Raw genomic sequence first — 21,921 nt, forward strand, 5'->3', positions numbered from 1 at the left:
TCACAGCGTCTTGCCCGTCGCCGGGCCCACCAGCAGCCCCTCGCCGAAGCGGTCCACGCGGACCGTGTCGCCGTCCTTGACCTCGCCGGCGAGGATCTCCCGGGCGAGCCGGTCGCCGATCGCGGTCTGCACCAGGCGGCGCAGCGGCCGGGCGCCGTACGCCGGGTCCATGCCCTCCTCCGCGAGCCAGGCCAGCGCCTCGGGCGTGACGTCCAGGGTGAGCCGGCGCTCGGCGAGCCGCTTGCCGAGCCGGGCGATCTGGAGCCCCGCGATCCGCTCCAGCTCCGGCTTGGTCAGCGCGGAGAACACCACCAGGTCGTCCAGGCGGTTGAGGAACTCCGGCTTGAAGGACGCCCGTACGACCTCCAGCACCTGCTCCTTCTTCTCCTCCTCGCTCGCCACCGGGTCGACCAGGAACTGACTGCCCAGGTTGGAGGTGAGCACCAGGATGGTGTTGCGGAAGTCGACGGTGCGGCCCTGGCCGTCCGTCAGGCGGCCGTCGTCCAGGACCTGGAGCAGGATGTCGAAGACCTCCGGGTGGGCCTTCTCCACCTCGTCCAGGAGCACCACGCTGTACGGGCGCCTGCGCACCGCCTCGGTGAGCTGGCCGCCCTCCTCGTAGCCGACGTACCCGGGAGGCGCGCCGACCAGCCGGGCCACGCTGTGCTTCTCGCCGTACTCCGACATGTCGATGCGGACCATGGCCCGCTCGTCGTCGAAGAGGAAGTCGGCGAGTGCCTTGGCCAGTTCGGTCTTGCCGACGCCGGTCGGGCCGAGGAAGAGGAACGATCCGGTGGGCCGGTCGGGGTCGGCGATACCGGCCCGGGAGCGCCGTACCGCGTCGCTGACCGCGCGCACGGCCTCGCTCTGGCCGATGAGCCGCTTGCCCAGTTCGTCCTCCATGCGCAGCAGCTTCTGCGTCTCGCCCTCCAGCAGGCGGCCCGCGGGGATGCCGGTCCAGGCCCCGACGACGTCGGCGATGTCGTCGGCGCCGACCTCCTCCTTGACCATGGTGTCCCTGGCGGCCTCCTCCTCGGCCTCGGAGGCGGCCTCCAGCTCCTTCTCCAGCTGCGGGATCTCGCCGTAGAGCAGCTTGGCGGCCTTGTCGAAGTCGCCGTCGCGCTGGGCGCGTTCGGCCTGGCCGCGCAGGTCGTCCAGCCTCTCCTTCAGCTCACCGACCCGGTTGAGGGACTGCTTCTCCTTCTCCCAGCGGGCGGTCAGACCCCGCAACTCCTCCTCCCGGTCGGCGAGATCGCGGCGCAGCTTCTCCAGCCGGGCGAGCGAAGCGGGGTCGGTCTCCTTGCCGATCGCCAGCTCCTCCATCTTCAACCGGTCGACGGAGCGCTGGAGTTCGTCGATCTCGACCGGCGAGGAGTCGATCTCCATGCGCAGCCGGGAGGCCGCCTCGTCCACCAGGTCGATGGCCTTGTCGGGCAGGAAGCGGGAGGTGATGTAGCGGTCGGACAGGGTCGCGGCGGCCACCAGGGCGCTGTCCGCGATCTGCACCTTGTGGTGGGCCTCGTAGCGGCCCTTGAGGCCGCGCAGGATCGCGATGGTGTCCTCGACGGTCGGCTCGGCGACCAGCACCTGCTGGAAGCGGCGCTCCAGGGCGGGGTCCTTCTCGATCCGCTCGCGGTACTCGTCCAGGGTGGTGGCGCCGACCATGCGCAGCTCACCGCGGGCGAGCATCGGCTTGAGCATGTTGCCCGCGTCCATCGCGGAGTCGCCGCCCGCGCCCGCGCCGACGACCGTGTGCAGCTCGTCGATGAAGGTGATGATCTGCCCGTCGGAGTCCTTGATCTCGGCGAGCACGGCCTTCAGCCGCTCCTCGAACTCGCCGCGGTACTTGGCGCCGGCGACCATCGCGCCGAGGTCGAGCGCGACCAGCCGCTTGTCCTTCAGCGACTCGGGCACGTCGCCCTTGACGATGCGCTGGGCGAGCCCCTCCACGACGGCGGTCTTGCCGACGCCGGGCTCGCCGATGAGGACGGGGTTGTTCTTCGTACGGCGGCTCAGCACCTGCACGACCCGCCGGATCTCCTGGTCCCGCCCGATGACCGGGTCGAGCCGGCCCTCGCGGGCGGCGGCGGTGAAGTCGGTGCCGAACTTCTCCAGGGCCTTGTACTGGCCCTCCGGGTCGGCGGTGGTCACGCGGCGTCCTCCCCTGGCCTTCTTGAAGGCCTCCAGCAGCTTCTTCGCCTCGGCGCCCTGGCGCCTCAGCAGCTCACCGGCGGCCCCGCCCTTGGCGGCGACCCCGATGAGCAGGTGTTCGGTCGACAGGTACTCGTCGCCGAGGTCCTTCGCGCGCTCGCCCGCGTCCGCGATCACGGCCAGCAGCTCGCGGTTGGGCTGCGGGGGCGCGACGGTGGAGCCGGTCACGCTGGGCAGCGAGGCGAGGAGCTTCTCCGTGCCGGCGCGCACCGCGGCCTGGTCGGCGTCGACGGCGGCGAGCAGGTCGGTGATGTTCTCGTTGTCCTGCCCCTGGAGCAGAGCCAGCAGCAGGTGAGCGGGGGTGAGGTCCGGGTGCCCCTCGGTCACGGCCCGGTTGCTGGCCGCGTTGATCGCGTCCCGGCTCTTGTTGGTCAGCTCGGCGTCCACGTGTGCCTTCTCCTCCTCGACATACCTCTGCCTGCATCCCTGCTGACTTAACCAGCGTACATAAAGTTGAGTCTATTCCACTCAAGGCTGCCCGCGCACCGCCCTACGACTAGGTTTCCGGGCATGGCGACCTACTCCGTGGATCCGGGTTCCCCGGACGACGCGTATCTCCGCTTCTGGCGCGAGCGGCATCTGTGCACCCTGACGACCATCCGCCCGGACGGCAGCCCGCACGTAGTGCCGGTCGGGGTGACATACGACCCCGAAGCGCGCCTTGCCCGGGTGATCTGCAACGGCTCCAGCGCGAAGGCGGTCTACGCGCGCGCCGCCGGCCCCGACGGCGCGCTCGCCGCCGTCTGCCAGGTCGACGGCCGCCGCTGGGCCACACTGGAGGGCCGGGCGCGGGTCTCCACGGACCCGGCGCGGATCAGGGAGGCGGAACGCCGCTACGCCGAGCGCTACGAGCGCGAGCCCTCGCCGAACCCCTCCCGCGTGGTCATCGAGATCTCGCTGGAGCGAGCGCTGGGGCGGGGGTGAACGGGGTGGCGGGCGCGAGCGATTCGACGGCGGCCGTGTTCGATCGGATTCGGCCACACTGCGACGTGGCGCATACCCCGATATGTCGCCACGAACAACAGCGGCGTCACCGTGTTCAGGTCACGGTGACGCCGCTGCGGGGGGAAGCACCTGAGCGATCTTTTACGACGGGGGAATCGCGTCAGGCACTGCGGGGGGTGGCTGAGATGGTCCTGAGGTCGGACTCCACCGGCTCGGTGAGCCGGTGATCCCTCTGGTCCAGGTTCACAAAGATCATTCCGTACCGTATGGCACACCGCACCGGCTGGGGCGCCCCACGCGGCTTGCGCAGGCACCGGTAGGCCCGGACGTCCTCCTCCTCGTCGCGCGTGACGACGACCGGCTCACCGAAGACGGTCACCATCAGCGAGTCTCCCGGGTGGGGGATCGCGGTCACCAGATCGATGAAGTGCCAGCCGGAGCGGTAGGCGGTGGCCATCTCACGGCGGAAGGAGCGGTCGTCGGGAGGCATGGTCACATCAGCTCCCCGAACCGTCTGCCGTGCCCACCGTCGTCGCGGTCACCGCAGTCGTGGACGCCGGCGCCGAAGGCCACTTGCTGTCCGAAGGCCACTTGCTGTCCGAAGGCCACTTGCTGTCCGCGCGCACCTCGGTCTTCGCGTCGAGCGTGGCCACCGACGGCCACTTGCTGTCCGCCCGCGCGTCGCTCTTCGCACCGAAGGGGCCACTCAGCACTCCAAGGGCCACAACGGCGGAGAAGGTGGCGACCAGCACCGAGCGAATCATCTTCTTGCCCATGGTCGACTTCGTCCTCACTTGAAGGTCCCCTTCTTCCCCCGTCGGATAAGACGATGGCTCATTCAGGCACATCATGACCACACAATCAGTGCATCATGTTCCTGCATGTTCAGGACCCTGGGGGGTGGAGATTTGACTTCAAATCAGCACAACACGGCACATCCCCATGCGGTCACCGAACTGTGTGGGGAAGGGGGCCGACTTTACGCCAACGCCCTGCGTACCGGGCGTGTCTCGCGTGCTGACGTGGCGTCGGCTCCCTGCCTGATGGAGTTCGCCCTGCTCCACCCCGACCCGGACGATCCCGACTGGCTGCGCCCGGTGCCGCCGGCGGTGGCGCTGGCCCAGCGGCTTTCGCCCATCGAGCGCGAGATCGCCGACCGCAGGCGCTGGGCCGTGCAACTCTCCGACGTATTCGAGCCGTTCCTCGCGCTGAGCAGCCAGACCGGGTCCGCGACCCATTCGATCACGGTCCTGGAGGGCAGCGACCGCATCAACGCCGCGCTCGACCTGGCCACCGCGCAGTGCCAGACCGCGATGCTCACCGTGCAGCCGAGCAACCGCTTCACCGAACGCAACGTGCGCCAGGGCCTGGAGCGGGACACCGCCCTGGTGGACCGGGGCGTGCACATCCGCACCCTCTACCAGCACACCGTCCGCTACAACCTCAAACAACTCGGCTACGTCGCCCAACTGGCCAGCGGCAAGGTCGAGTACCGCACCATCGACGAACTGGTCGAACGGCTCATCATCTGCGACGAGTCGGTCGCCTTCATCCCCACGCGCGACGACCAGCAGGTGGCCCTCGAACTGCGCAACCCCGGGCTCATCCGCTACCTCATCAAGGTCTTCGAGTTCATGTGGAACCGCGCCGTCCCGCTGACCGCCGGCGCCCCGTACGAGACCGCGCCCGACGGCATCACCGAGATCCAGCACTCCATCGCCAAACTCCTGGTGGAAGGCCATGTGGACGAGGCCATCGCGCGCCGGCTCGGCATGAACGTGCGCACCTGCCGCGCCCATATCGCCAAACTGGCCCAGGCCCTGGGCAGCGGCAGCCGCGCCCAGCTCGGCTACCTCATCGCCCAGTCCGGCATGCTGGAACGCGACCAGTGAGCCGGCCGCACCGGCCCCGTGCGGGCCCCTGCCCGGCGTCGCGGCAGGGGCTCACCGGGAGGCGTCCCGCGCCGTCGGCACGCCCCGGCCGCTGCCGTCCAGGCCCGCCTGGGCGATGCGCACCCCGAGTTGGGCACGGCTCGCCGCGCCCAGCGTCTCCGAGAGGCGGGCGATGTGCGCGCGGCAGGTGCGCACGCTGATCCCGAGCCGCTCGGCGATCACCGCGTCCTGATGGCCCTCGGCGAGCAGCGCCGCGATGGACTGCTCCCGGTGCGAGATGCCCTCGATGCCAGTGTCCGGCAGCGGCGCGGTGAGCGGGATGGCGAGCCGCCACAGCCGCTCGAAGACGGTCACCAGGTACTCCACCAGCGCCGGGTGGCGCAGCTCCAGGGCCATGGTGCGGTCGGCGTTCGCCGGGATGAAGGCCACGGTGCGGTCGAAGAGGATGAGCCGGTCGATGACCTCGTCCAGGGTGCGGGCCTCCACCGTGTCGCCCATCAGCTCCAGGTAGTTGAGCAGCCCCTGCCCGTGCCGGGCCACGTGCGTGTACAGGTCCCGCATCCGCACACCCCGCCCGCGCAGGGCGAGCGCCCGGTGCAGGCCCTCGGTCAGCTCCGCCTCCCGCCGGATGCCGCCCGGCTGCACGGTGAGCACCTCGGTGGTGCACGCCTCGGTCGCCTCGTCCATCGCGGCCTGGATCCGCGACAGCCCGTCCAGCACCCGCACGGCGCTGCCGCCGGCCGGCGCCGCGAGCGCCTGCAACCGGCCGAGCCCGGCGTACCACTCGAAGGCGGCCACCGCCGAGCCCACCCGGCGCTGGCTCTCGCTGACCTCGTCGTGGACCCCGCGCAGCAGCCGGGTCATGACCTCCTGCGGGGAGGTGGGCACCAGCCAGTCCATGTCGTCGGGGTCCGGGTGCAGCAGCGCCAACTCCAGCAGACAGGGCACCGCCTCGGCCTCGACGCGCGGCACCCGGCCGCGACGCACCGCCCGCGCGTACACGCGGTCCCCGGCCTCGCACAGCCGGTCGGCACCGTGAGGATGCTGCTCCGCCCTCCGCCCGGCCATCGCGCATTCCACCCCCGGTGTGCTGCCACTTCCGCAGCGCAACTATGCGTGGCGCCGCCCGGGTCCGCAACACGGCTCCCCGCACCCCGGCGGCCGTTAACCACCGCCTTGCGGGGGTATCTCCCAGGCTCCGGGCCTGGGACCGCGGCAAGCCGGCGGCCGCGCCGGGCAGATACGACCCGGGCACCGGCCGCCGCGCCGGGGGGAGTTACTTCAGGCCGATCGCGTTGCACTCCGCCTTGACCTTGGGGACGCAGATGTCGCCGACGGTGTAGATGCCGTCCGCGACGACCGTCTCCTTGATGGTCTTGCGGGTCAGGGCGCTCACCTGGACCAGCTTGGCCGGGATGTCCTTGGTGGTGGGACTGTCCACCTTGTCCTCGGTGAGGGCGTCGAACTGGATGTCCTTGCCCTGGACCTTGGAGACGGCCATCTGCGCCGCGGCCTCGGCCTCGTCCGGGTAGGACTTGTAGACGCTCATGTACTGCTCGCCCGCCACCACCCGCTGCACGGCGTCCAGTTCCGCGTCCTGGCCGGTGATCGGGGGCAGGCTGGTGACGCCCGCGGCCTTCAGGGCCTTGATGACGCCGCCCGCCATGCCGTCGTTCGCGGCGTACACACCCGCGATGTTGCCCGCGCCGAGCTGGCTGATCGCCCTGGCCATGTTGGCCTGGGCGATCTCCGGCTTCCAGTCCGTGGTGTCGTAGCTGGCCGCGATGGTCACCTTGCCGTTCAGCTCGGACAGCGCGCCCTGCTTGAACTGCTTGGCGTTCGGGTCGGTGGGCGAGCCGTTCATCATCACGATCTTCGTCGCGGTGCCCGCGTTCGAGCCCAGCGCGTCCAGCAGCGAGCGGCCCTGCACCTCGCCGACGAGTTCGTTGTCGAAGGAGACGTAGGCGGTGATCGGGCCCTCGGCGAGGCGGTCGTAGGCGATGACCGGGATACCCGCGTCCTTGGCCTTCCGCACCTCGCCCGCGATGGCGTGCGAGTCGACGGCGTCGAGCAGGATCACATCGACCTTGTCGTCGATCATCTTCTGCATCTGCCCGGCCTGCTTGGCGGAGTCGGCGTTCGCGTTCGCGTACGCGACCTTGCCCTGCTTCGCGGTGAGGTCGGAGACCTTGCTCTTGATGATGGGGTAGTCGAACTTCTCGTAGCGCGTGTTGGTCGTCTCCGGCAGCAGCAGGCCCACGGTGATGTCGTTGCCCTTGGCCGGGCTCGCGCTCGTACTGTCCCCCGTCGCGTTCAGTACGCCGCAGCCGGCCAGCGAGAGGGTCGCCGCGGACGCGGCCACGGACAGGACGATACGACGCATACGAGGGCTCACTTCACGTGTGTTTCGGACGTGGGCGCTGCTACAGGACCCAGGTGTCTGAAAAGACAACGCGGAGCCGACAGCCGACGTCAAGGAGCCTTACTTAACGAGTGCGCAACACTACACGCCGCCGATCTTGTGAAAGCCATGCGGAAACCTCTCCAAACACTCTTTACGGACCGTCCATCCAAGGAGTGTTCACGAGGCGGCAAAGAAAAGGCCGTGTCTCGGGGTCCCGGTGCGCCGAAGGGCCCGCGGACGGGGTGCGTCCGCGGGCCCTTCGGCGTGCGTGGTGAAACGGGCGGTCAGTCGCCCTGCTGCTGGGGCCGCTTGGGCCGCCAGACGACCAGCGCGCTCGTCTGCTGGACCTCCTGATAGGGCACCAGGTCCCTGCGGTAGGAGGCGTGCACGGCGGCCTCGCGCTGGCGCATGGTGGCCGCCGCCCCGTCCAGAGCCGCTTCCAGCTCCGCGACGCGGGACTGGAGCGCGGCGACCTGGTTCTCCAGTTCGATGATGCGCTTGATGCCGGCCAGGTTGATGCCCTCGTCCTGCGACAACTGCTGCACCTGGCGGAGCAGTTCGATGTCACGGGCCGAGTAGCGCCGGCCCCGGCCCGCGGTGCGGTCCGGGGAGACCAGGCCCAGGCGGTCGTACTGGCGCAGCGTCTGCGGGTGGAGTCCGGAGAGCTGGGCCGCCACCGAGATGACGTAGACCGGGGTCTCCTCGGTCAGTTCGTACGGGTTGCGCCGGCGGCCTTCCATCACTCTCAAGCTCCCTTCGCGGCCTCGAACAGCTCCGCCCGCGGGTCCTCGCCCGCGGTCGCCTCGCGATACGCCTCCAGTGCGTCACGAGCCTTCCCCGACAGGTCCTCCGGAACACTCACCTCGACGGTGACCAGGAGGTCCCCGCGGGTGCCGTCCTTGCGGACCGCGCCCTTGCCGCGGGCCCGCATGGTCCTGCCGTTCGGAGTGCCCGGGGGCAGCTTCAGGGTGACCGGCGGGCCGCCGAGGGTCGGGACCCGCACCTCGCCGCCGAGCGCGGCCTCGGCGAAGGTGACCGGGACGGTCACCGTGAGGTTGTCGCCCTTGCGGCCGAACACCGGGTGCTCGCCCACGTGCACGGTCACGTACAGATCGCCCGCCGGGCCGCCCCGCTCGCCGGGGGCGCCCTTGCCGCGCAGCCGGATGCGCTGCTTGTCGGTGACGCCCGCCGGGATGCGGACCTGCATGGTGCGCGAGGACTTGGCGCGCCCGCTGCCCTTGCAGTCCGGGCAGGGGTTCTCCGCGATCAGTCCGCGGCCCTTGCAGTCGGGGCAGGGGTCGGTCAGCGAGAAGCCGCCGCCCGAGCCCCGGGCGATCTGGCCGGTGCCGACGCAGGTCGGGCACACCCGGGGCGTGCCGTTCTTGTCGCCGGTGCCGGAACAGGCCTTGCAGGGCTGCTGGGAGGTCATCCGCAGCGGCACCGTGGCCCCCTCGATCGCCTCGGTGAAGCTGAGGGTGACCTCGGTGTCCACGTCCTGGCCGCGGCGCGGCTGCGCACGGGTCGCCCCGCCCGCGCCGCCGCGGTTGAACAGGCCCCCGAAGACGTCACCGAGTCCGCCGCCGAAGCCACCGCCCTGGGCGGTGCCGGCGCCTCCGAAGAGGTCGCCCAGGTCGAAGTTGAAGCTGCCGCCGCCCGCGCCCGGCCCGGGGCGGAAGCCGCCGTTGCCGAACAGGGCGCGCGCCTCGTCGTACTCCTTGCGCTTCTTGGGGTCGCCGAGGACGTCGTTCGCCTCGGAGATCTCCTTGAAGCGCTCCTCGGCCTTGGCGTTGCCCTTGTTGGCGTCCGGGTGGAACTCGCGCGCGAGCTTCCGGTACGCCTTCTTGATCTCGGCCTCGGTGGCGTCCTTGGGGACGCCGAGGACCTTGTAAAAGTCCTTCTCGATGAAGTCCTTGGTGCTCATCCCCGACGTCCCTCCTTCCCGTCCGCTGTGATGACGTCAGCCCTCGTCCGGGCCACCGTTCTCCTTGTCGTCGGCCGCCTCGGGCTTCTCCTCGGCGCCCTCGGCCTTGACCGCCTTGTCCGACTTCGCGGCCTGCGCGCCCGGCTGCGGCTCGGCCACGGCCACCCGCGCGGGGCGGATGGTGCGCTCGCCGATGCGGTACCCGGGCTGCAGGATCGCCACGCAGGTCGTCTCGGTGACGTCCGGCGCGTAGCTGTGCATCAGGGCCTCGTGGATGGTCGGGTCGAAGGGCTCGCCCTCCTTGCCGAACTGCTGGAGGCCCAGCTTGGCCGCCACGGTCTCCGTCGACTCGGCCACCGACTTGAAGCCGCCGACCAGTTCGCCGTGTTCCCGCGCGCGGCCGATGTCGTCGAGCACGGGCAGCAGCTCGGTCAGGAGGTTCGCGACGGCGATCTCCTTGACCGTGACCCGGTCCCGCTCGACCCGGCGGCGGTAGTTCTGGTACTCGGCCTGGAGCCGCTGGAGGTCCGCCGTGCGCTCGTTCAGCGCGGTACGCACCTGGTCCAGCTGGGCGACCAGACCTGCGTCTGCGTTCGCGTCCCCGGCCGGGGCCGCCCCCTCCTTGGGGGCGGCCTTCGGCTCGGCGTCGTCGGAGGTGGCGCCGGAGGGGACGTCGGGCTTCTCCTCGAAGCCCGGGGTCTCCTCCGTCACGCGGCACCGTCCTTGCGCTCGTCGTCCACGATCTCGGCGTCCACGACGTCGTCGTCGGCCTTGGCCTGGCCGGCGTCACCGGCACCCGCGGCCTGGGCGTCGGCGTACATGGCCTGGCCGAGCTTCTGCGAGACGGCCGCGACCTTCTCGGTGGCGGTGCGGATCTCGGCGGTGTCCTCGCCCTTGAGCTTCTCCTTCAGCTCGGCGATCGCGGACTCCACCTCGGTCTTGACCTCGCCCGGGACCTTGTCCTCGTTGTCCTTGAGGAACTTCTCGGTCTGGTAGACGAGCTGCTCGCCCTGGTTGCGGGTCTCGGCGGCCTCGCGGCGCTTGTGGTCCTCCTCCGCGTAGCGCTCGGCCTCCTCGCGCATGCGGTCGACCTCGTCCTTCGGGAGGGAAGAGCCGCCGGTGACGGTCATCTTCTGCTCCTTGCCGGTGCCGAGGTCCTTCGCCGTGACGTGCATGATGCCGTTGGCGTCGATGTCGAAGGAGACCTCGATCTGCGGGACGCCGCGGGGCGCCGGCGGCAGACCGGTCAGCTCGAACATGCCGAGCTTCTTGTTGTACGCCGCGATCTCGCGCTCGCCCTGGTAGACCTGGATCTGCACGGACGGCTGGTTGTCCTCGGCCGTGGTGAAGATCTCGGAGCGCTTGGTCGGGATCGTGGTGTTGCGCTCGATCAGCTTGGTCATGATGCCGCCCTTGGTCTCGATACCGAGGGACAGCGGGGTGACGTCGAGCAGCAGGACGTCCTTGACCTCGCCCTTGAGGACACCGGCCTGGAGCGAGGCGCCGATGGCGACGACCTCGTCCGGGTTGACGCCCTTGTTGGCCTCCTTGCCGCCGGTCAGCTCCTTGACGAGCTCGGCCACGGCGGGCATACGGGTGGAGCCACCGACGAGGACGACGTGGTCGATCTCGTTGATCGAGATGCCGGCGTCCTTGATGACGTTGTGGAACGGCGTCTTGCAGCGCTCCAGCAGGTCGGCGGTCAGCTGCTGGAACTGGGCGCGGGTGAGCTTCTCGTCCAGGTGCAGCGGGCCCTCGGCGGACGCCGTGATGTACGGCAGGTTGATCGAGGTCTCGGTGGAGGAGGACAGCTCGATCTTGGCCTTCTCGGCGGCCTCGCGGAGGCGCTGGAGGGCCATCTTGTCCTTGGACAGGTCCACGCCGTGGCCGGAGTGGAACTGCTTGACCAGGTAGTCGACGACGCGCTGGTCCCAGTCGTCACCACCGAGGTGGTTGTCACCGTTGGTGGCCTTCACCTCGACGACGCCGTCGCCGATCTCCAGGAGGGACACGTCGAAGGTGCCGCCACCGAGGTCGAAGACGAGGATCGTCTGGTCGTCCTTGTCGAGGCCGTACGCCAGCGCGGCGGCGGTCGGCTCGTTGACGATGCGCAGGACGTTCAGGCCCGCGATCTCGCCGGCCTCCTTGGTGGCCTGGCGCTCGGAGTCGTTGAAGTACGCCGGGACGGTGATGACCGCGTCGGTCACCTTCTCGCCCAGGTAGGCCTCGGCGTCCCGCTTCAGCTTCTGCAGGATGAAGGCGGAGATCTGCTGGGGGTTGAAGTCCTTCCCGTCCAGCTGGATCTTCCAGTCGGTGCCCATGTGGCGCTTCACGGACCGGATGGTCCGGTCCACGTTGGTGACGGCCTGCCGCTTGGCGACCTCACCGACGAGCACCTCGCCGTTCTTCGCGAAGGCGACGACGGACGGCGTGGTCCTGGCACCCTCGGCGTTGGTGATGACGGTGGGCTCGCCGCCCTCCAGAACGCTGACGACGGAGTTAGTCGTGCCCAGGTCGATGCCGACCGCACGTGCCATGGTTGATTCCTCCAGCTGACTTGAGTGGAACAGGCTCAAGTGTGCACGAGCGGGGCGCTGGGGTCAACAGACCTGAGTCATCCAGACTCAAGTCTTATCCGTTCCTTACACGCAACTGCCCGCTGACCTGCGTCGATGCCATACGGCGGGGTCGCTGCACCGGGATCCGAACAGGCGCCCTCAGGAGTACGAGCACCACGAGCACCGCTCCTCCCGCCACCCACAGGACGGATCCCTCCCCCGCCCACCCGGCGTGCACGAGCACCCCGGCGAGCACCGCGGCGAAGGAGCCCGCCCCGAGCAGCACCACGGCACCCGGCTGGGTGAGCCCGAGCCGCCGCAGCCGGTGCACCAGGTGGTCCGGGCCGCGCCGCAGCAGCGGACGACGCCCGAGCAGCCGTACGAGCACCACCAGGCCGGCGTCCGCGAGGGCGACGGCGCCGAGACAGAACAGGACCGCCGCGCTCGGCCCGATCGCGTACCCCGCGCGGGTGAAGACGACCGCGGAGGAGAGCAGGAAGCCGGTGAACAAGGAGCCGCAGGCGCCGAGTCCGACCCGCGCGGGATGCCAGTTGTGCATCAGGAAGCCGGTCAGGGCGGCGGCGAACACGCTGAGCAGGACGGCGAGCCCGTCCATCACCTCGATGGCGGCGCAGACGCCCGCACCGAAGGCGGTCACCACGCCGACGGTCCCGGCCAGCCCGTCCGCGTGGTCGAGCCCCCGGAAGGCGAGCGTGACGACGACGATCCCGGCCACCGCGAGCACACCCCCGGCCACGCCCGTCTCGTCGTACGGCACCACGCAGGCCGCCGCCACGGCCGTACCGGCGGCGATCACACGGCCGCGCAGCCGCCAGACGTCGGCGACCAGGCCGAGCGCGGCGACCCCGACGGCGGCGAGGAGGAGGCCGCCCACCCCCTCGCCCAGGGGGGCGACCCGGGTCCATTCACCCGTCCAGGCGACCAGCGAGGTGACGACGGCGACGGCGAGGCCGCCGAGCAGGGGAAGGGGGCGCTGTCGGCGCCGGTCGACGACTCCCGCCCGCCGTGCGGGCACCCGGAGCAGTGCCGCGAGGACGGCGGTGAGCAGCAGGGCGGCTGAGGCCGCGGCGATCCCGTAGAGCACGGCTCTAAGGTAGAGGCGAAAGTAGCAATTCGGGATGAATAACACGATCAGATTGCCCAGCGGGTGATCGACAGGTCACCATGGGCGGCCCCTCAGCGACCCATATCACCCCGCGCTCCCCTGCATCACGGCGGAAGATAGGGGTAGTCTCAGAGGACTACATAAGTTACCGCTTAGTAATGTTGCTCGGTTAATTCGAGGCCGCCCTCAGGAGCCCCAATGCAACTCGCCGCGATCATCGTGTCGCTGGTCCTGATCGTGGTCGGCGTGGCACTGTTCGGCCGCGCCCTCCTGCAGATCTTCAACTTCATGCGTCTCGGCCAGCCCGTGCCGGCCGGGACCAGGACCAACGAGCCCGCACAGCGCACCATCACCGTGGCCAAGGAGTTCCTCGGCCACACCCGGATGAACCGCTGGGGCGTCATCGGCGTGGCGCACTGGTTCGTGGCGGTGGGCTTCTTCTCCCTGCTGCTGACGATCGTCAACGCGATCGGCCAGCTGTTCAAGGCCGACTGGATCCTGCCGGTCATCGGCGACTGGGCGCCGTACAACGTCTTCGTCGAGTTCCTCGGCACCATGACCACCATCGGCATCCTGGTGCTGATCGCGATCCGCCAGCTGAGCAAGCCGAACAAGCCGGGCCGCAAGTCCCGCTTCGCCGGCTCCAACTTCGGCCAGGCGTACTTCGTCGAGGCCGTCATCCTCATCGTCGGCATCTGCATCTTCACGCTGCACGCCCTGGAGGGCGCCCAGCACCACGTCGACGGCTACGAGGCGTCCTTCTTCATCTCGTACCCGGTCGTCGCCTGGTTCAAGGGCATGAGCGTCGGCACGCTCCAGAACCTCACCTACTTCTTCGCCGCCCTGAAGATCGCGACCTCCTTCATCTGGATGATCACGGTCGCCCTGAAGACCGACATGGGCGTGGCCTGGCACCGCTTCCTCGCCTTCCCGAACATCTGGTTCAAGCGCAACGCCGACGGCGGCACCTCGCTCGGCGCGCTGCTCCCGATGACGTCCGGCGGCAAGGCGATCGACTTCACCGACCCCGGCGAGGACGACGTCTTCGGCGTCTCCCAGGTCGAGCAGTTCTCCTGGAAGGGCCTGCTCGACTTCTCCACCTGCACCGAGTGCGGCCGCTGCCAGTCGCAGTGCCCCGCGTGGAACACCGGCAAGCCGCTGTCCCCGAAGCTGCTGATCATGTCGCTGCGGGACAACGCGCACGCCAAGGCGCCGTACCTGCTGGCCGGTGGCGGCAAGACGGTGGAGGGCGAGGAGAAGGCGTCCGAGGAGCAGCTGGCCGGCGTGCCGGCCGCCGCCCTGGCCGAGGCCGAGCGCCCACTGATCGGCACCGCCGAGGAGAACGGCGTCATCGACCCGGACGTGCTGTGGTCCTGCACCACCTGCGGCGCCTGCGTCGAGCAGTGCCCGGTGGACATCGAGCACGTCGACCACATCGTGGACATGCGCCGCTACCAGGTCATGATCGAGTCGGCCTTCCCCTCCGAGGCGGGCACGATGCTCAAGAACCTGGAGAAGAAGGGCAACCCCTGGGGCCTGGCCAAGAAGCAGCGCCTGGAGTGGACCAAGGAGGTCGACTTCGAGGTCCCGGTCGTCGGCAAGGACATCGAGGACCTCACCGACGTCGAGTACCTGTACTGGGTCGGCTGCGCGGGCGCGCTGGAAGACCGCGCCAAGAAGACGACCAAGGCCTTCGCCGAACTCCTCCACATCGCGGGCGTCAAGTTCGCGATCATGGGCGGCGACGAGAAGTGCACCGGTGACTCCGCCCGCCGCCTGGGCAACGAGCCCCTGTTCCAGGAGCTCGGCATGGAGAACGTGATGGCCCTGAACACGGCGTTCGGCGAGGAGCTGGACGACGACGGCAAGGTCACCGCGGAGTCCAGGAAGCCGAAGTCGGCGAAGAAGATCGTCGCCACCTGCCCGCACTGCCTCAACACGCTCGGCAACGAGTACCCACAGCTCGGCGGCGACTACGAGGTCATCCACCACACCCAGCTGCTCCAGCACCTGGTGGACGAGGGCAAGCTGATCCCGGTCACCCCGGTCGAGGGCATCATCACCTACCACGACCCGTGCTACCTGGGCCGCCACAACAAGATCTACACGCCCCCGCGCGAGATCATCGGCAAGGTCCCGGGCCTGCGCAACGAGGAGATGCACCGCCACAAGGAGCGGGGCTTCTGCTGCGGCGCCGGCGGCGCCCGGATGTGGATGGAAGAGCGCATCGGCAAGCGCATCAACAACGAGCGCGTGGACGAGGCCCTCTCCCTCAACCCGGACATCGTCTCCACGGCCTGCCCCTTCTGCCTCGTCATGCTGACCGACTCGGTCAACGGCAAGAAGAACGACGGCAAGGCCAAGGAATCCATCCAGGTCGTCGACGTCGCCCAGCTCCTGCTGGCCTCCGTGAGGACCCCGGTGGACCCGGCGGGCGAGTCCGAGACCGAGACCGCGCCGGAGCCGGAACCGGTCAAGTGACGGCCGCCACGGCCCGCTGAGACCCACAGCGCCCCCTGCTTCGCACAGGCAGGGGGCGCTGTCGTGTTCAGGGGGTGGGGTCGAGGTGGCGAGGGGAGGGTGGCGGGGCCGCACGAGGAGCCCGGAGCCCCGCGGTCGCGGAGCGGCGGCGCCGGGCCTCGTAGGTCACCGAGGCCCGGTGCCGCCGCGGGTCACGCGTTCTTGGGGCCCGCCTGCTGGACCACGTCGAAGGACCACAGGGTGGACCCGGAGGCGGCGGGCTTCGGGCGCTCGCCGCCGCCCTCGCCGCCGCCCTGGTGCGCGGCCTTCATCGGGCCCTCCATCCACGCCTGGAAGGACTCCTCGTCGCGCCAGCGGGTGTAGACGAGGTACTGGTCGGTGCCCTCGACCGGGCGCAGCAGCTCGAACCACTCGAAGCCGTCGGAGTTCTCCACCGCGTGGGCCCGCGAGGCGAACCGCTTCTCCAGGACCTCCCGCTGCTCGGCGGGCACGGTCAGCACGTTGATCTTCACTACGCTCATGAGTCCATCCTGCGCCAGCGGCCCGCCGGCCGCCGCAGGGGGACCCGGTAACGCGCCGCGGCGCTCACGCACCTACCGGCGTCCACCGCAAAGGCGCCGGCGCGGTCTTCGCGGGCCGAGCAGGTTCAAACCCGGAACCATCCCTGGTGAAACGGCTGACGGCCCCTTAGGGGATGTCACAGGTCGGCCGCAATGCCGGGCCCGGACCGCCGGGCCCGGCACGTCACCCTCCGGGACCAGGTACGTTCGATGACGTGGCTGGATTCAGGATCGGACGCGGGGGCCGGGACGACCGCACCCCCCAGGGACAGCAGCAGGCGCAGCGGGGACCGTCGGGCGCCCGCCCCGGCCCGTCGAGCGGGCGACGCGGCCCGTCGCCGTACGGGCAGCAGGGGCCCCAGGCGCCCGGACAGGGCGCGGGACGGCCGTCGTACGGCTACCCGTCGGCGCCGCAGCAGCCGTACCCGCAGCAGGGGGCGTACCCCCAGCAGTCGTATCCGCAGCAGTCGCCGTACCCACACCAGGCGTACCAGCAGCCGCACCCGCAGCAGTCGTACCCGCAGCAGGGCCGGCCGTACGGCCACCAGGGCCGGGCGGACGACGGCCCGGAGTACTTCGACGACGGCTACGCGGGCGGCGCGCCGGACCCGTACGCGGCCAACAACCCGGGCCACACCCAGGCCTTCTCCATCGACGAGGCCGCCGACTACACCCAGGGCTCGACCTACCAGGCCGGCGCCGCGCCCGCCGCGCCGCTGGGCCCGCCCCTGCACTGGAAGGAGCTGCTGCGGGGCATCGTGCTCGCCCCCGACCAGACCTTCCTGCGCATGCGGGACTACACGATGTGGGTCCCGGCCCTGATCGTGACCTTCCTCTACGGCCTGCTCGCGGTCTTCGGCTTCGACAACGCCCGCAAGGAGGCCATCGGCGCCACGCTGTCCAACGCGGTGCCGATCGTGCTGATCACCGCGGTCGTGATGGTGCTCGGCCTGTTCGTGCTGGGCGTGGTCACCCACACCCTGGCCCGCCAGCTCGGCGGCGACGGCGCCTGGCAGCCCACGGTGGGCCTGTCCATGCTGATCACGGCCCTCACGGACACGCCCCGCCTGGTCTTCGCCATGTTCTTCGGCGGTGACGCGGGCTTCGTGCAGATACTCGGCTGGGCCACCTGGCTCGCCGCGGGCGCGCTGCTCACCATGATGGTGTCCCGCTCGCACGACCTGCCGTGGCCGAAGGCGCTGGGCGCGTCGGCGATCCAGCTGATCGCGCTGTTGTCGATCGTGAAGCTCGGCACGTTCTAGTCCCCGGGCACGCGGAAGGGCCCCCGGCGCGCGGTTCGCGCGCCGAGGGCCCTTTTGTTCGTCCGTCCGGTGCCGTCAGGCGTCGAGGACCTGATCGTCCCGTCGTACGACCGGCGACTGGACGCTCCACGGGAAGTTGATCCAGTCGTCGGTGCGCTTCCAGACGTACTCGCACTTCACCAGGGAGTGGGACTTCTCATAGATCACCGCGGAGCGCACCTCGGCGACGGTGTCGAGGCAGAAGTCGCGGACGAGCTTGAGGGTCTTGCCCGTGTCGGCGACGTCGTCGGTGATCAGGACCTTCTTGTCGGAGAAGTCGATCACGTTGGGGACGGGCGCCAGCATGACCGGCATCTCCAGGGTCGTGCCCACGCCCGTGTAGAACTCCACGTTCACCAGGTGGATGTTCTTGCAGTCGAGGGCGTAGGCGAGCCCGCCGGCCACGAACACGCCGCCCCGGGCGATGCTGAGCACGATGTCCGGCTCGTACCCGTCGTCGGCGATGGTCTGCGCCAGCTCGCGTACGGCACCGCCGAACGCCTCGTAGGTCAGGTTCTCCCGCACGTCACTCATGTTCTGGCAGCCTCACACCTGGGTCCGATGGAAATTGACGTAGGACCGCGAGGCGGTCGGTCCGCGCTGGCCCTGGTACCGCGAGCCGTAGCGCTCGCTGCCGTACGGGAACTCCGCGGGCGAGGACAGCCGGAACAGGCACAGCTGGCCGATCTTCATCCCCGGCCACAGCTTGATGGGCAGGGTGGCGAGGTTCGACAGCTCCAGGGTGACGTGACCGCTGAACCCGGGGTCGATGAACCCGGCGGTGGAGTGGGTGACCAGGCCGAGCCGGCCGAGCGAGCTCTTGCCCTCCAGCCGCGAGGCGAGGTCGTCGGGCAGCGAGATGACCTCGTACGTCGACGCGAGCACGAACTCCCCGGGGTGCAGGATGAACGGCTCGTCCCCGTCCGGTTCCACGAGCCGCGTCAGGTCGGGCTGCTCGACGGAGGGGTCGATGTGCGGGTACCGGTGGTTCTCGAACACCCGGAAGTAGCGGTCCAGCCGGACATCGACGCTCGACGGCTGCACCATGGATTCGTCAAAGGGATCGATCCGTACCCGCCCGGCGTCGATCTCGGCCCGGATGTCCTTGTCTGAGAGAAGCACGTAGCGAGGATACGCAAGGCGCGCGGAGCCATGACAATCGCGACGACTCCGCGCGCCGGTTGTCACGACGCGACTACGCCGCGTCGTGACCTGCTTCTACTCCCACTTCTACCCCTGCTTCTCCAGGGCGACCGGTACGGCGCTGCGGAGCCGGGCGCATCGAGGGCACCGCATGAGCCGACCGGGGCCGAGCCGCTCGGCCTGCTGCATCGGGAACGAAGCGGTGCTGAAGACGTGCCCATCCGCACAGCGGACGACGGTGCGTTCCATCAAGTCCCTTAAGTCCCTTCCCCAAGAGGCTCGTCGGGCTGACCAACCCGACGACAAAAGCCACATTACGGGATCAAAGAGACGACTCTCCAGGCGGCACTCCGGCCCCCACCCGGACCCTTCCCCACCCCTCCACCGTACGCCCCAACTCCCGCCCCCCGCAGCCGGATCCCGACCCTGAAACCCACTCAGGCCCCCGAGCCGTGAGCATCGGAGGCCTGCGATGAGGTACAGTGAGCGAGCGTCGGACACGGACCCCTCTCGGGGGCTTTGTCCGGACTTACGCGGGTGTAGTTTAATGGTAGAACATCAGCTTCCCAAGCTGAGAGCGCGAGTTCGATTCTCGTCACCCGCTCCACGTAAAACCCCCAGGCCAGCGGCCCGGGGGTTTTCTGTTGTCTAGACCGGTGCGCGGGTTGCGCACCACAACCGCACCATAAGGACTCGGCTACGTCCCAGTGGCCTCCTCCCTGTGGTGCGCGGAGTCGCCCGTGTGGTTCTTCGCACGCTCGGCGCGCACCATCTCGTCGAGGCCAGCCGCCAGCTCGCGCTGCCGCTCGTCGTCGGAGTGCTGATAGATCAGTGCGGCCTTCTCCGAGGACTGCCCGGCCCGGACCATGGTGTCTTTGAGCGTCGCGCCGGAACGCGTCGACAGCGTGTGTCCGGTGTGACGAAGGTCGTAGAAGCGGAAGCCGTCCGGCAGACCCGCTGCCATACGGGCACGACGCCATTTCCGCCCGAAGGACGTACGGCGGAAGGCCGCCCCCTTCTCGCCGACGAAGACGAGGCCATCAGGCCCCTTCTCCGCGTACCAGGCGAGGTGACGTCTCACGTCCTTCTCCAAGAAGGCCGGAAGGACGACGAGACGAGCACCCGCGTCGGACTTGGTGACCCCCGGAGCACGCTTCCCGTTGGTGCGCTCGGGCTCAGCAACACGGACCCGTATCACGAGGTTGTCCAGGTCGACGTCTCGCCGCCGAAGGCCGGCCAGTTCCTCGGGCCGCATCGGACCGTACGCGCCCAGGTAGACCATGAGACGCCAACGGATGCCGATGGCTTCGGCAAGCGCATCGACCTGGGCGACGGTGGCGATCCGACGCTCAGCCGCCGACTCCTTCCCCGCGCCCTTGATCCGGCATGGATTGCGGCTGATCAGGTCGTCATCAACGGCTGTCTCCATGAGACCTTTGAGCAGCCTGTACGCCTTGGCAACGGTGGTCTTGGCACTTGTTGCCCGCAGCCGCTCAGCACGCCATTCGCGGACGCGAGGAGCGGTGATCTCGTCCAGGTCGAGCGCGCCGAAGGTCGGGAGGATGTGGAGCCGTAGCAGGTGGTGATAGAGGTCCACGGTGCGAACGGCCAACTCCCGTTCCTCGACCCACTTCTCGGCGTATTCGCGGAAGTTCACGGCGCCCGCGTCGGGAGAGCGCCAGTCTCCGCGGCTGAGATCTGCCTCAACCTGCGAGAGCCAGATTTCAGCGTCCTTCTTGGTCTCGAAAGTCTCCGGTGCACGGACCCGCTCACCGTCAGGCGCGAGATACGACGCCGTCCACTTCCCGGACCGGTACTGACGCACGGCCCCGAAACGGCGCCGTCTGCCCTTCTTGTTGGCCATCAGGCAGCCCTCCGCAGTCCGACGCGGCGGAGTCGAATCGGCTCCACGGTCCGAGAGGCCAGGTACTCGTGAAGGGCGCTCTCGGGGATGCGGACGTGTCGGCCGACCTTGACGTACCGGATGCGCCGCTCCTCAATGAGCCGCCGGGGGAAGCGGGCGGTCGTGCCCAACAGCTCGGCGACCTGGTCGACGGACAGGTAGCGGTCGTTCATGTGGTCGGCTCTCCTTCCGTTCCGGGGGCAGGTTCGAGGGACGCGGCAAGCCAGGTCTCGCCCGCGCTGAGGCCCGTTCCGGCGAAGACCCAGTGCGCGAGGACGAGCGTGGTTTCGCCATCCTGGGGTGTGGGCGGGGCGGCTTGTGCGCGGCGCCATTCGGCGCGGGCGTTGCGGAGGGCGCCGAGGGTGGTGGAGTAGCGGCGGGACTTGGTGGAGAAGTGGCCGCGGAAGCCGAGCATGTGCGCCCATGCGCGTAGGCGGAGGTCTGCCAGTTCGGGGCGTGCGCCGAGGACCCAGGCGGTGCGGATCATGCGGCGGGCGTGGTCGGTGATCCGGGCACCGGCCAGCTCGGCGAGGAAGCGGATCGGCCGATCAAGGGTGCCGGTCGCCGTCTCGGCGCCCTTGGTGGCGTACTTGGCGATGTACGCCGCTACGGCCCGCTCAGTCAGCTCCTGGCTGCCGTCGAAGTCGGCGGAGCGGATCGGGCGGACGTCAAGCTGACGGCCGAAGACGAATGAGTGCGCTTGGCCGTCGACAGTCGGACCGCCGACACGAGCGGCGGTGGCAGCGGCGTGGATTGCGTCGCCCAACAGCTCGGCCGTGGCCCAGGCCGGGGGCGAGGTATCGCCGCCCTTGGGGCCGTCCAGGCGGATGACTGCGTGGAAGTGGACGGCTCCGCGCTTCTGGTACTCGGCGACCTTGGCGAAGGAGATGCGGGCGTGATCGCGGAAGGCCCGTTGCGTGAGACCGGCGCGCTTAGCGACCTCACGGCGGAGGTAGATGGAGAAGCGCCGCCACAGGGCCCCTGCGTGCGCGTTCCAGAGCACGGCGGCTTCGTAGTCGTACCTGTCCGGGTCGAGGGGCGTGCCGAGAGCCGGGTCTGTGTCGTCGTGCCAGCCACCGCAGCGGCAGGGCCGTCCGCTGGAGGGGCGGTTGTGGACCGGGCCGAAGCTCGGGGCGGTGAACGTAGCGAAGACGCGCGGGTGCGTGCCGACCTGCTCAGGGGTGCCCTTGCCGCCGCGGAGCCCGGCGGTGATCAGGTGGTAGGTGTCGCGACGGTAGACCTCCGCGCAGGCCGGGCAGCGGGTGGCACGGCGGTTGTTGCAGCGGACGAGGAGGCTTCCGGCGGGAAGGGCGGCCGAGTCGAGGTGGTGCAGGACGCGCCCGACCTCACCGGTCGTGGTGTCGACGGCGTACTCGGTGCGGTGGCCGTCGAGGCGTACGGGGTGGGTGCAGCCGCCCAGGCCGGAGAGTTGGCGCGCCAACTCTGGCAGGGTGCCGAGTGAGGCGAGCATGGAGA

At 69.7% G+C, this 21,921-nt stretch carries 21 protein-coding genes and 1 tRNA gene; 5 read left to right on the forward strand and 17 right to left on the reverse strand.

Going from position 1 to position 21,921, the window contains the following annotated elements:
* On the reverse strand, positions 1-2,598 hold the full coding sequence (gene clpB, locus ACWDD7_RS00610) for an ATP-dependent chaperone ClpB (RefSeq protein WP_450455442.1): 2,598 nt from the start codon (positions 2,596-2,598) through the stop codon (positions 1-3).
* 123 nt (positions 2,599-2,721) lie between these two features.
* On the opposite strand from clpB, the gene ACWDD7_RS00615 reads away from it, so the two are divergent.
* Entirely contained in the window at positions 2,722-3,135 is a 414-nt protein-coding gene (locus tag ACWDD7_RS00615) for a pyridoxamine 5'-phosphate oxidase family protein (RefSeq protein ID WP_351868959.1), read from the forward strand.
* A 181-nt stretch (positions 3,136-3,316) separates the two neighbouring features.
* Here ACWDD7_RS00615 and ACWDD7_RS00620 read toward each other — a convergent pair whose 3' ends face one another.
* Entirely contained in the window at positions 3,317-3,652 is a 336-nt protein-coding gene (locus tag ACWDD7_RS00620) for a Rieske (2Fe-2S) protein (RefSeq protein ID WP_285556881.1), read from the reverse strand.
* A 1-nt stretch (position 3,653) separates the two neighbouring features.
* Positions 3,654-3,932 (reverse strand): hypothetical protein, encoded by a 279-nt coding sequence (locus tag ACWDD7_RS00625; RefSeq protein WP_450455445.1) that lies wholly within the window; start codon positions 3,930-3,932, stop codon positions 3,654-3,656.
* A 105-nt stretch (positions 3,933-4,037) separates the two neighbouring features.
* Between ACWDD7_RS00625 and ACWDD7_RS00630 the strand changes: the two genes are divergently transcribed.
* Positions 4,038-5,048, forward strand: a complete 1,011-nt coding sequence (locus ACWDD7_RS00630) for a helix-turn-helix transcriptional regulator (RefSeq protein WP_351868954.1) — start codon at positions 4,038-4,040, stop codon at positions 5,046-5,048.
* A 51-nt stretch (positions 5,049-5,099) separates the two neighbouring features.
* Here the strand turns inward: ACWDD7_RS00630 and ACWDD7_RS00635 are convergent, their stop codons facing one another.
* From ACWDD7_RS00635 to ACWDD7_RS00665, 7 genes are all read right to left on the reverse strand, one after another.
* Positions 5,100-6,116, reverse strand: a complete 1,017-nt coding sequence (locus ACWDD7_RS00635; protein WP_351868952.1) for a helix-turn-helix transcriptional regulator — start codon at positions 6,114-6,116, stop codon at positions 5,100-5,102.
* Between the two features lie 208 nt (positions 6,117-6,324).
* Complete coding sequence (locus ACWDD7_RS00640; RefSeq protein ID WP_450455448.1) at positions 6,325-7,431, reverse strand: sugar ABC transporter substrate-binding protein; 1,107 nt, start codon at positions 7,429-7,431, stop codon at positions 6,325-6,327.
* 305 nt (positions 7,432-7,736) lie between these two features.
* Positions 7,737-8,192: a heat shock protein transcriptional repressor HspR gene (locus ACWDD7_RS00645; protein ID WP_285556871.1), complete on the reverse strand. Its 456-nt coding sequence runs from the start codon at positions 8,190-8,192 to the stop codon at positions 7,737-7,739.
* Positions 8,193-8,197: 5 nt separating this feature from the next.
* Entirely contained in the window at positions 8,198-9,373 is a 1,176-nt protein-coding gene (gene dnaJ, locus ACWDD7_RS00650) for a molecular chaperone DnaJ (protein WP_450455452.1), read from the reverse strand.
* A gap of 36 nt (positions 9,374-9,409) precedes the next feature.
* Entirely contained in the window at positions 9,410-10,084 is a 675-nt protein-coding gene (gene grpE / locus ACWDD7_RS00655; protein WP_450455454.1) for a nucleotide exchange factor GrpE, read from the reverse strand.
* Entirely contained in the window at positions 10,081-11,910 is a 1,830-nt protein-coding gene (gene dnaK, locus ACWDD7_RS00660) for a molecular chaperone DnaK (RefSeq protein WP_351868942.1), read from the reverse strand. The genes grpE and dnaK overlap by 4 nt, the downstream gene beginning before the upstream one ends.
* Before the next feature lie 94 nt (positions 11,911-12,004).
* Positions 12,005-13,036, reverse strand: coding sequence for an MraY family glycosyltransferase (locus ACWDD7_RS00665; RefSeq protein ID WP_450455457.1), 1,032 nt, complete (start codon positions 13,034-13,036; stop codon positions 12,005-12,007).
* A gap of 219 nt (positions 13,037-13,255) precedes the next feature.
* On the opposite strand from ACWDD7_RS00665, the gene ACWDD7_RS00670 reads away from it, so the two are divergent.
* Positions 13,256-15,538: a (Fe-S)-binding protein gene (locus tag ACWDD7_RS00670; RefSeq protein ID WP_450455459.1), complete on the forward strand. Its 2,283-nt coding sequence runs from the start codon at positions 13,256-13,258 to the stop codon at positions 15,536-15,538.
* A gap of 191 nt (positions 15,539-15,729) precedes the next feature.
* Here ACWDD7_RS00670 and ACWDD7_RS00675 read toward each other — a convergent pair whose 3' ends face one another.
* Positions 15,730-16,059: an antibiotic biosynthesis monooxygenase family protein gene (locus tag ACWDD7_RS00675; RefSeq protein WP_351868935.1), complete on the reverse strand. Its 330-nt coding sequence runs from the start codon at positions 16,057-16,059 to the stop codon at positions 15,730-15,732.
* A 173-nt stretch (positions 16,060-16,232) separates the two neighbouring features.
* On the opposite strand from ACWDD7_RS00675, the gene ACWDD7_RS00680 reads away from it, so the two are divergent.
* On the forward strand, positions 16,233-17,360 hold the full coding sequence (locus ACWDD7_RS00680; RefSeq protein ID WP_351868933.1) for a Yip1 family protein: 1,128 nt from the start codon (positions 16,233-16,235) through the stop codon (positions 17,358-17,360).
* Positions 17,361-17,435: 75 nt separating this feature from the next.
* On the opposite strand, the gene ACWDD7_RS00685 is transcribed toward ACWDD7_RS00680, so the two are convergent.
* The 3 genes from ACWDD7_RS00685 to ACWDD7_RS00695 all read right to left on the reverse strand — a co-directional run bounded on the left by ACWDD7_RS00685 (position 17,436) and on the right by ACWDD7_RS00695 (position 18,791).
* Positions 17,436-17,933 carry a phosphoribosyltransferase gene (locus ACWDD7_RS00685; RefSeq protein WP_351877784.1) on the reverse strand — a complete coding sequence of 166 codons (498 nt, stop codon included), beginning with the start codon at positions 17,931-17,933 and terminating at the stop codon, positions 17,436-17,438.
* A 12-nt stretch (positions 17,934-17,945) separates the two neighbouring features.
* A complete protein-coding gene (gene dcd / locus ACWDD7_RS00690; RefSeq protein ID WP_285556852.1) occupies positions 17,946-18,521 on the reverse strand; it encodes a dCTP deaminase in 576 nt (191 codons plus the stop codon).
* Between the two features lie 108 nt (positions 18,522-18,629).
* Positions 18,630-18,791 carry a hypothetical protein gene (locus tag ACWDD7_RS00695; RefSeq protein ID WP_351877781.1) on the reverse strand — a complete coding sequence of 54 codons (162 nt, stop codon included), beginning with the start codon at positions 18,789-18,791 and terminating at the stop codon, positions 18,630-18,632.
* A 284-nt stretch (positions 18,792-19,075) separates the two neighbouring features.
* Here ACWDD7_RS00695 and ACWDD7_RS00700 point away from each other — a divergent pair.
* A tRNA-Gly gene (locus tag ACWDD7_RS00700) sits at positions 19,076-19,149 on the forward strand.
* A 90-nt stretch (positions 19,150-19,239) separates the two neighbouring features.
* Here the strand turns inward: ACWDD7_RS00700 and ACWDD7_RS00705 are convergent.
* The 3 genes from ACWDD7_RS00705 to ACWDD7_RS00715 are packed head-to-tail and all read right to left on the reverse strand — an operon-like array spanning position 19,240 to position 21,916.
* A complete protein-coding gene (locus tag ACWDD7_RS00705) occupies positions 19,240-20,406 on the reverse strand; it encodes a tyrosine-type recombinase/integrase (protein WP_450455462.1) in 1,167 nt (388 codons plus the stop codon).
* Positions 20,406-20,618, reverse strand: coding sequence for an excisionase family DNA-binding protein (locus tag ACWDD7_RS00710; protein WP_358279009.1), 213 nt, complete (start codon positions 20,616-20,618; stop codon positions 20,406-20,408). The genes ACWDD7_RS00705 and ACWDD7_RS00710 overlap by 1 nt, the downstream gene beginning before the upstream one ends.
* Positions 20,615-21,916 carry a replication initiator gene (locus ACWDD7_RS00715; protein ID WP_450455465.1) on the reverse strand — a complete coding sequence of 434 codons (1,302 nt, stop codon included), beginning with the start codon at positions 21,914-21,916 and terminating at the stop codon, positions 20,615-20,617. Before ACWDD7_RS00715 ends, ACWDD7_RS00710 begins: the two co-directional genes overlap by 4 nt.
* Positions 21,917-21,921: the final 5 nt, after the last annotated feature.

It is taken from the genome of Streptomyces sp. NPDC001056, from assembly GCF_053598955.1.

Bases quoted from the DNA above. Each gene is read 5' to 3' on its own strand.
- ACWDD7_RS00710 (WP_358279009.1), bottom strand. From the start codon at position 20,618: ATGAACGACCGCTACCTGTCCGTCGACCAGGTCGCCGAGCTGTTGGGC.
- ACWDD7_RS00615 (WP_351868959.1), top strand. From the start codon at position 2,722: ATGGCGACCTACTCCGTGGATCCGGGTTCCCCGGACGACGCGTATCTC.
- ACWDD7_RS00715 (WP_450455465.1), bottom strand. From the start codon at position 21,916: ATGCTCGCCTCACTCGGCACCCTGCCAGAGTTGGCGCGCCAACTCTCC.
- ACWDD7_RS00625 (WP_450455445.1), bottom strand. From the start codon at position 3,932: ATGGGCAAGAAGATGATTCGCTCGGTGCTGGTCGCCACCTTCTCCGCC.
- ACWDD7_RS00705 (WP_450455462.1), bottom strand. From the start codon at position 20,406: ATGGCCAACAAGAAGGGCAGACGGCGCCGTTTCGGGGCCGTGCGTCAG.
- ACWDD7_RS00695 (WP_351877781.1), bottom strand. From the start codon at position 18,791: ATGGAACGCACCGTCGTCCGCTGTGCGGATGGGCACGTCTTCAGCACC.
- ACWDD7_RS00685 (WP_351877784.1), bottom strand. From the start codon at position 17,933: ATGAGTGACGTGCGGGAGAACCTGACCTACGAGGCGTTCGGCGGTGCC.
- ACWDD7_RS00670 (WP_450455459.1), top strand. From the start codon at position 13,256: ATGCAACTCGCCGCGATCATCGTGTCGCTGGTCCTGATCGTGGTCGGC.
- ACWDD7_RS00680 (WP_351868933.1), top strand. From the start codon at position 16,233: ATGTCACAGGTCGGCCGCAATGCCGGGCCCGGACCGCCGGGCCCGGCA.
- ACWDD7_RS00640 (WP_450455448.1), bottom strand. From the start codon at position 7,431: ATGCGTCGTATCGTCCTGTCCGTGGCCGCGTCCGCGGCGACCCTCTCG.
- dnaK (WP_351868942.1), bottom strand. From the start codon at position 11,910: ATGGCACGTGCGGTCGGCATCGACCTGGGCACGACTAACTCCGTCGTC.
- ACWDD7_RS00675 (WP_351868935.1), bottom strand. From the start codon at position 16,059: ATGAGCGTAGTGAAGATCAACGTGCTGACCGTGCCCGCCGAGCAGCGG.
- dnaJ (WP_450455452.1), bottom strand. From the start codon at position 9,373: ATGAGCACCAAGGACTTCATCGAGAAGGACTTTTACAAGGTCCTCGGC.
- ACWDD7_RS00645 (WP_285556871.1), bottom strand. From the start codon at position 8,192: ATGGAAGGCCGCCGGCGCAACCCGTACGAACTGACCGAGGAGACCCCG.
- ACWDD7_RS00630 (WP_351868954.1), top strand. From the start codon at position 4,038: ATGTTCAGGACCCTGGGGGGTGGAGATTTGACTTCAAATCAGCACAAC.
- ACWDD7_RS00635 (WP_351868952.1), bottom strand. From the start codon at position 6,116: ATGGCCGGGCGGAGGGCGGAGCAGCATCCTCACGGTGCCGACCGGCTG.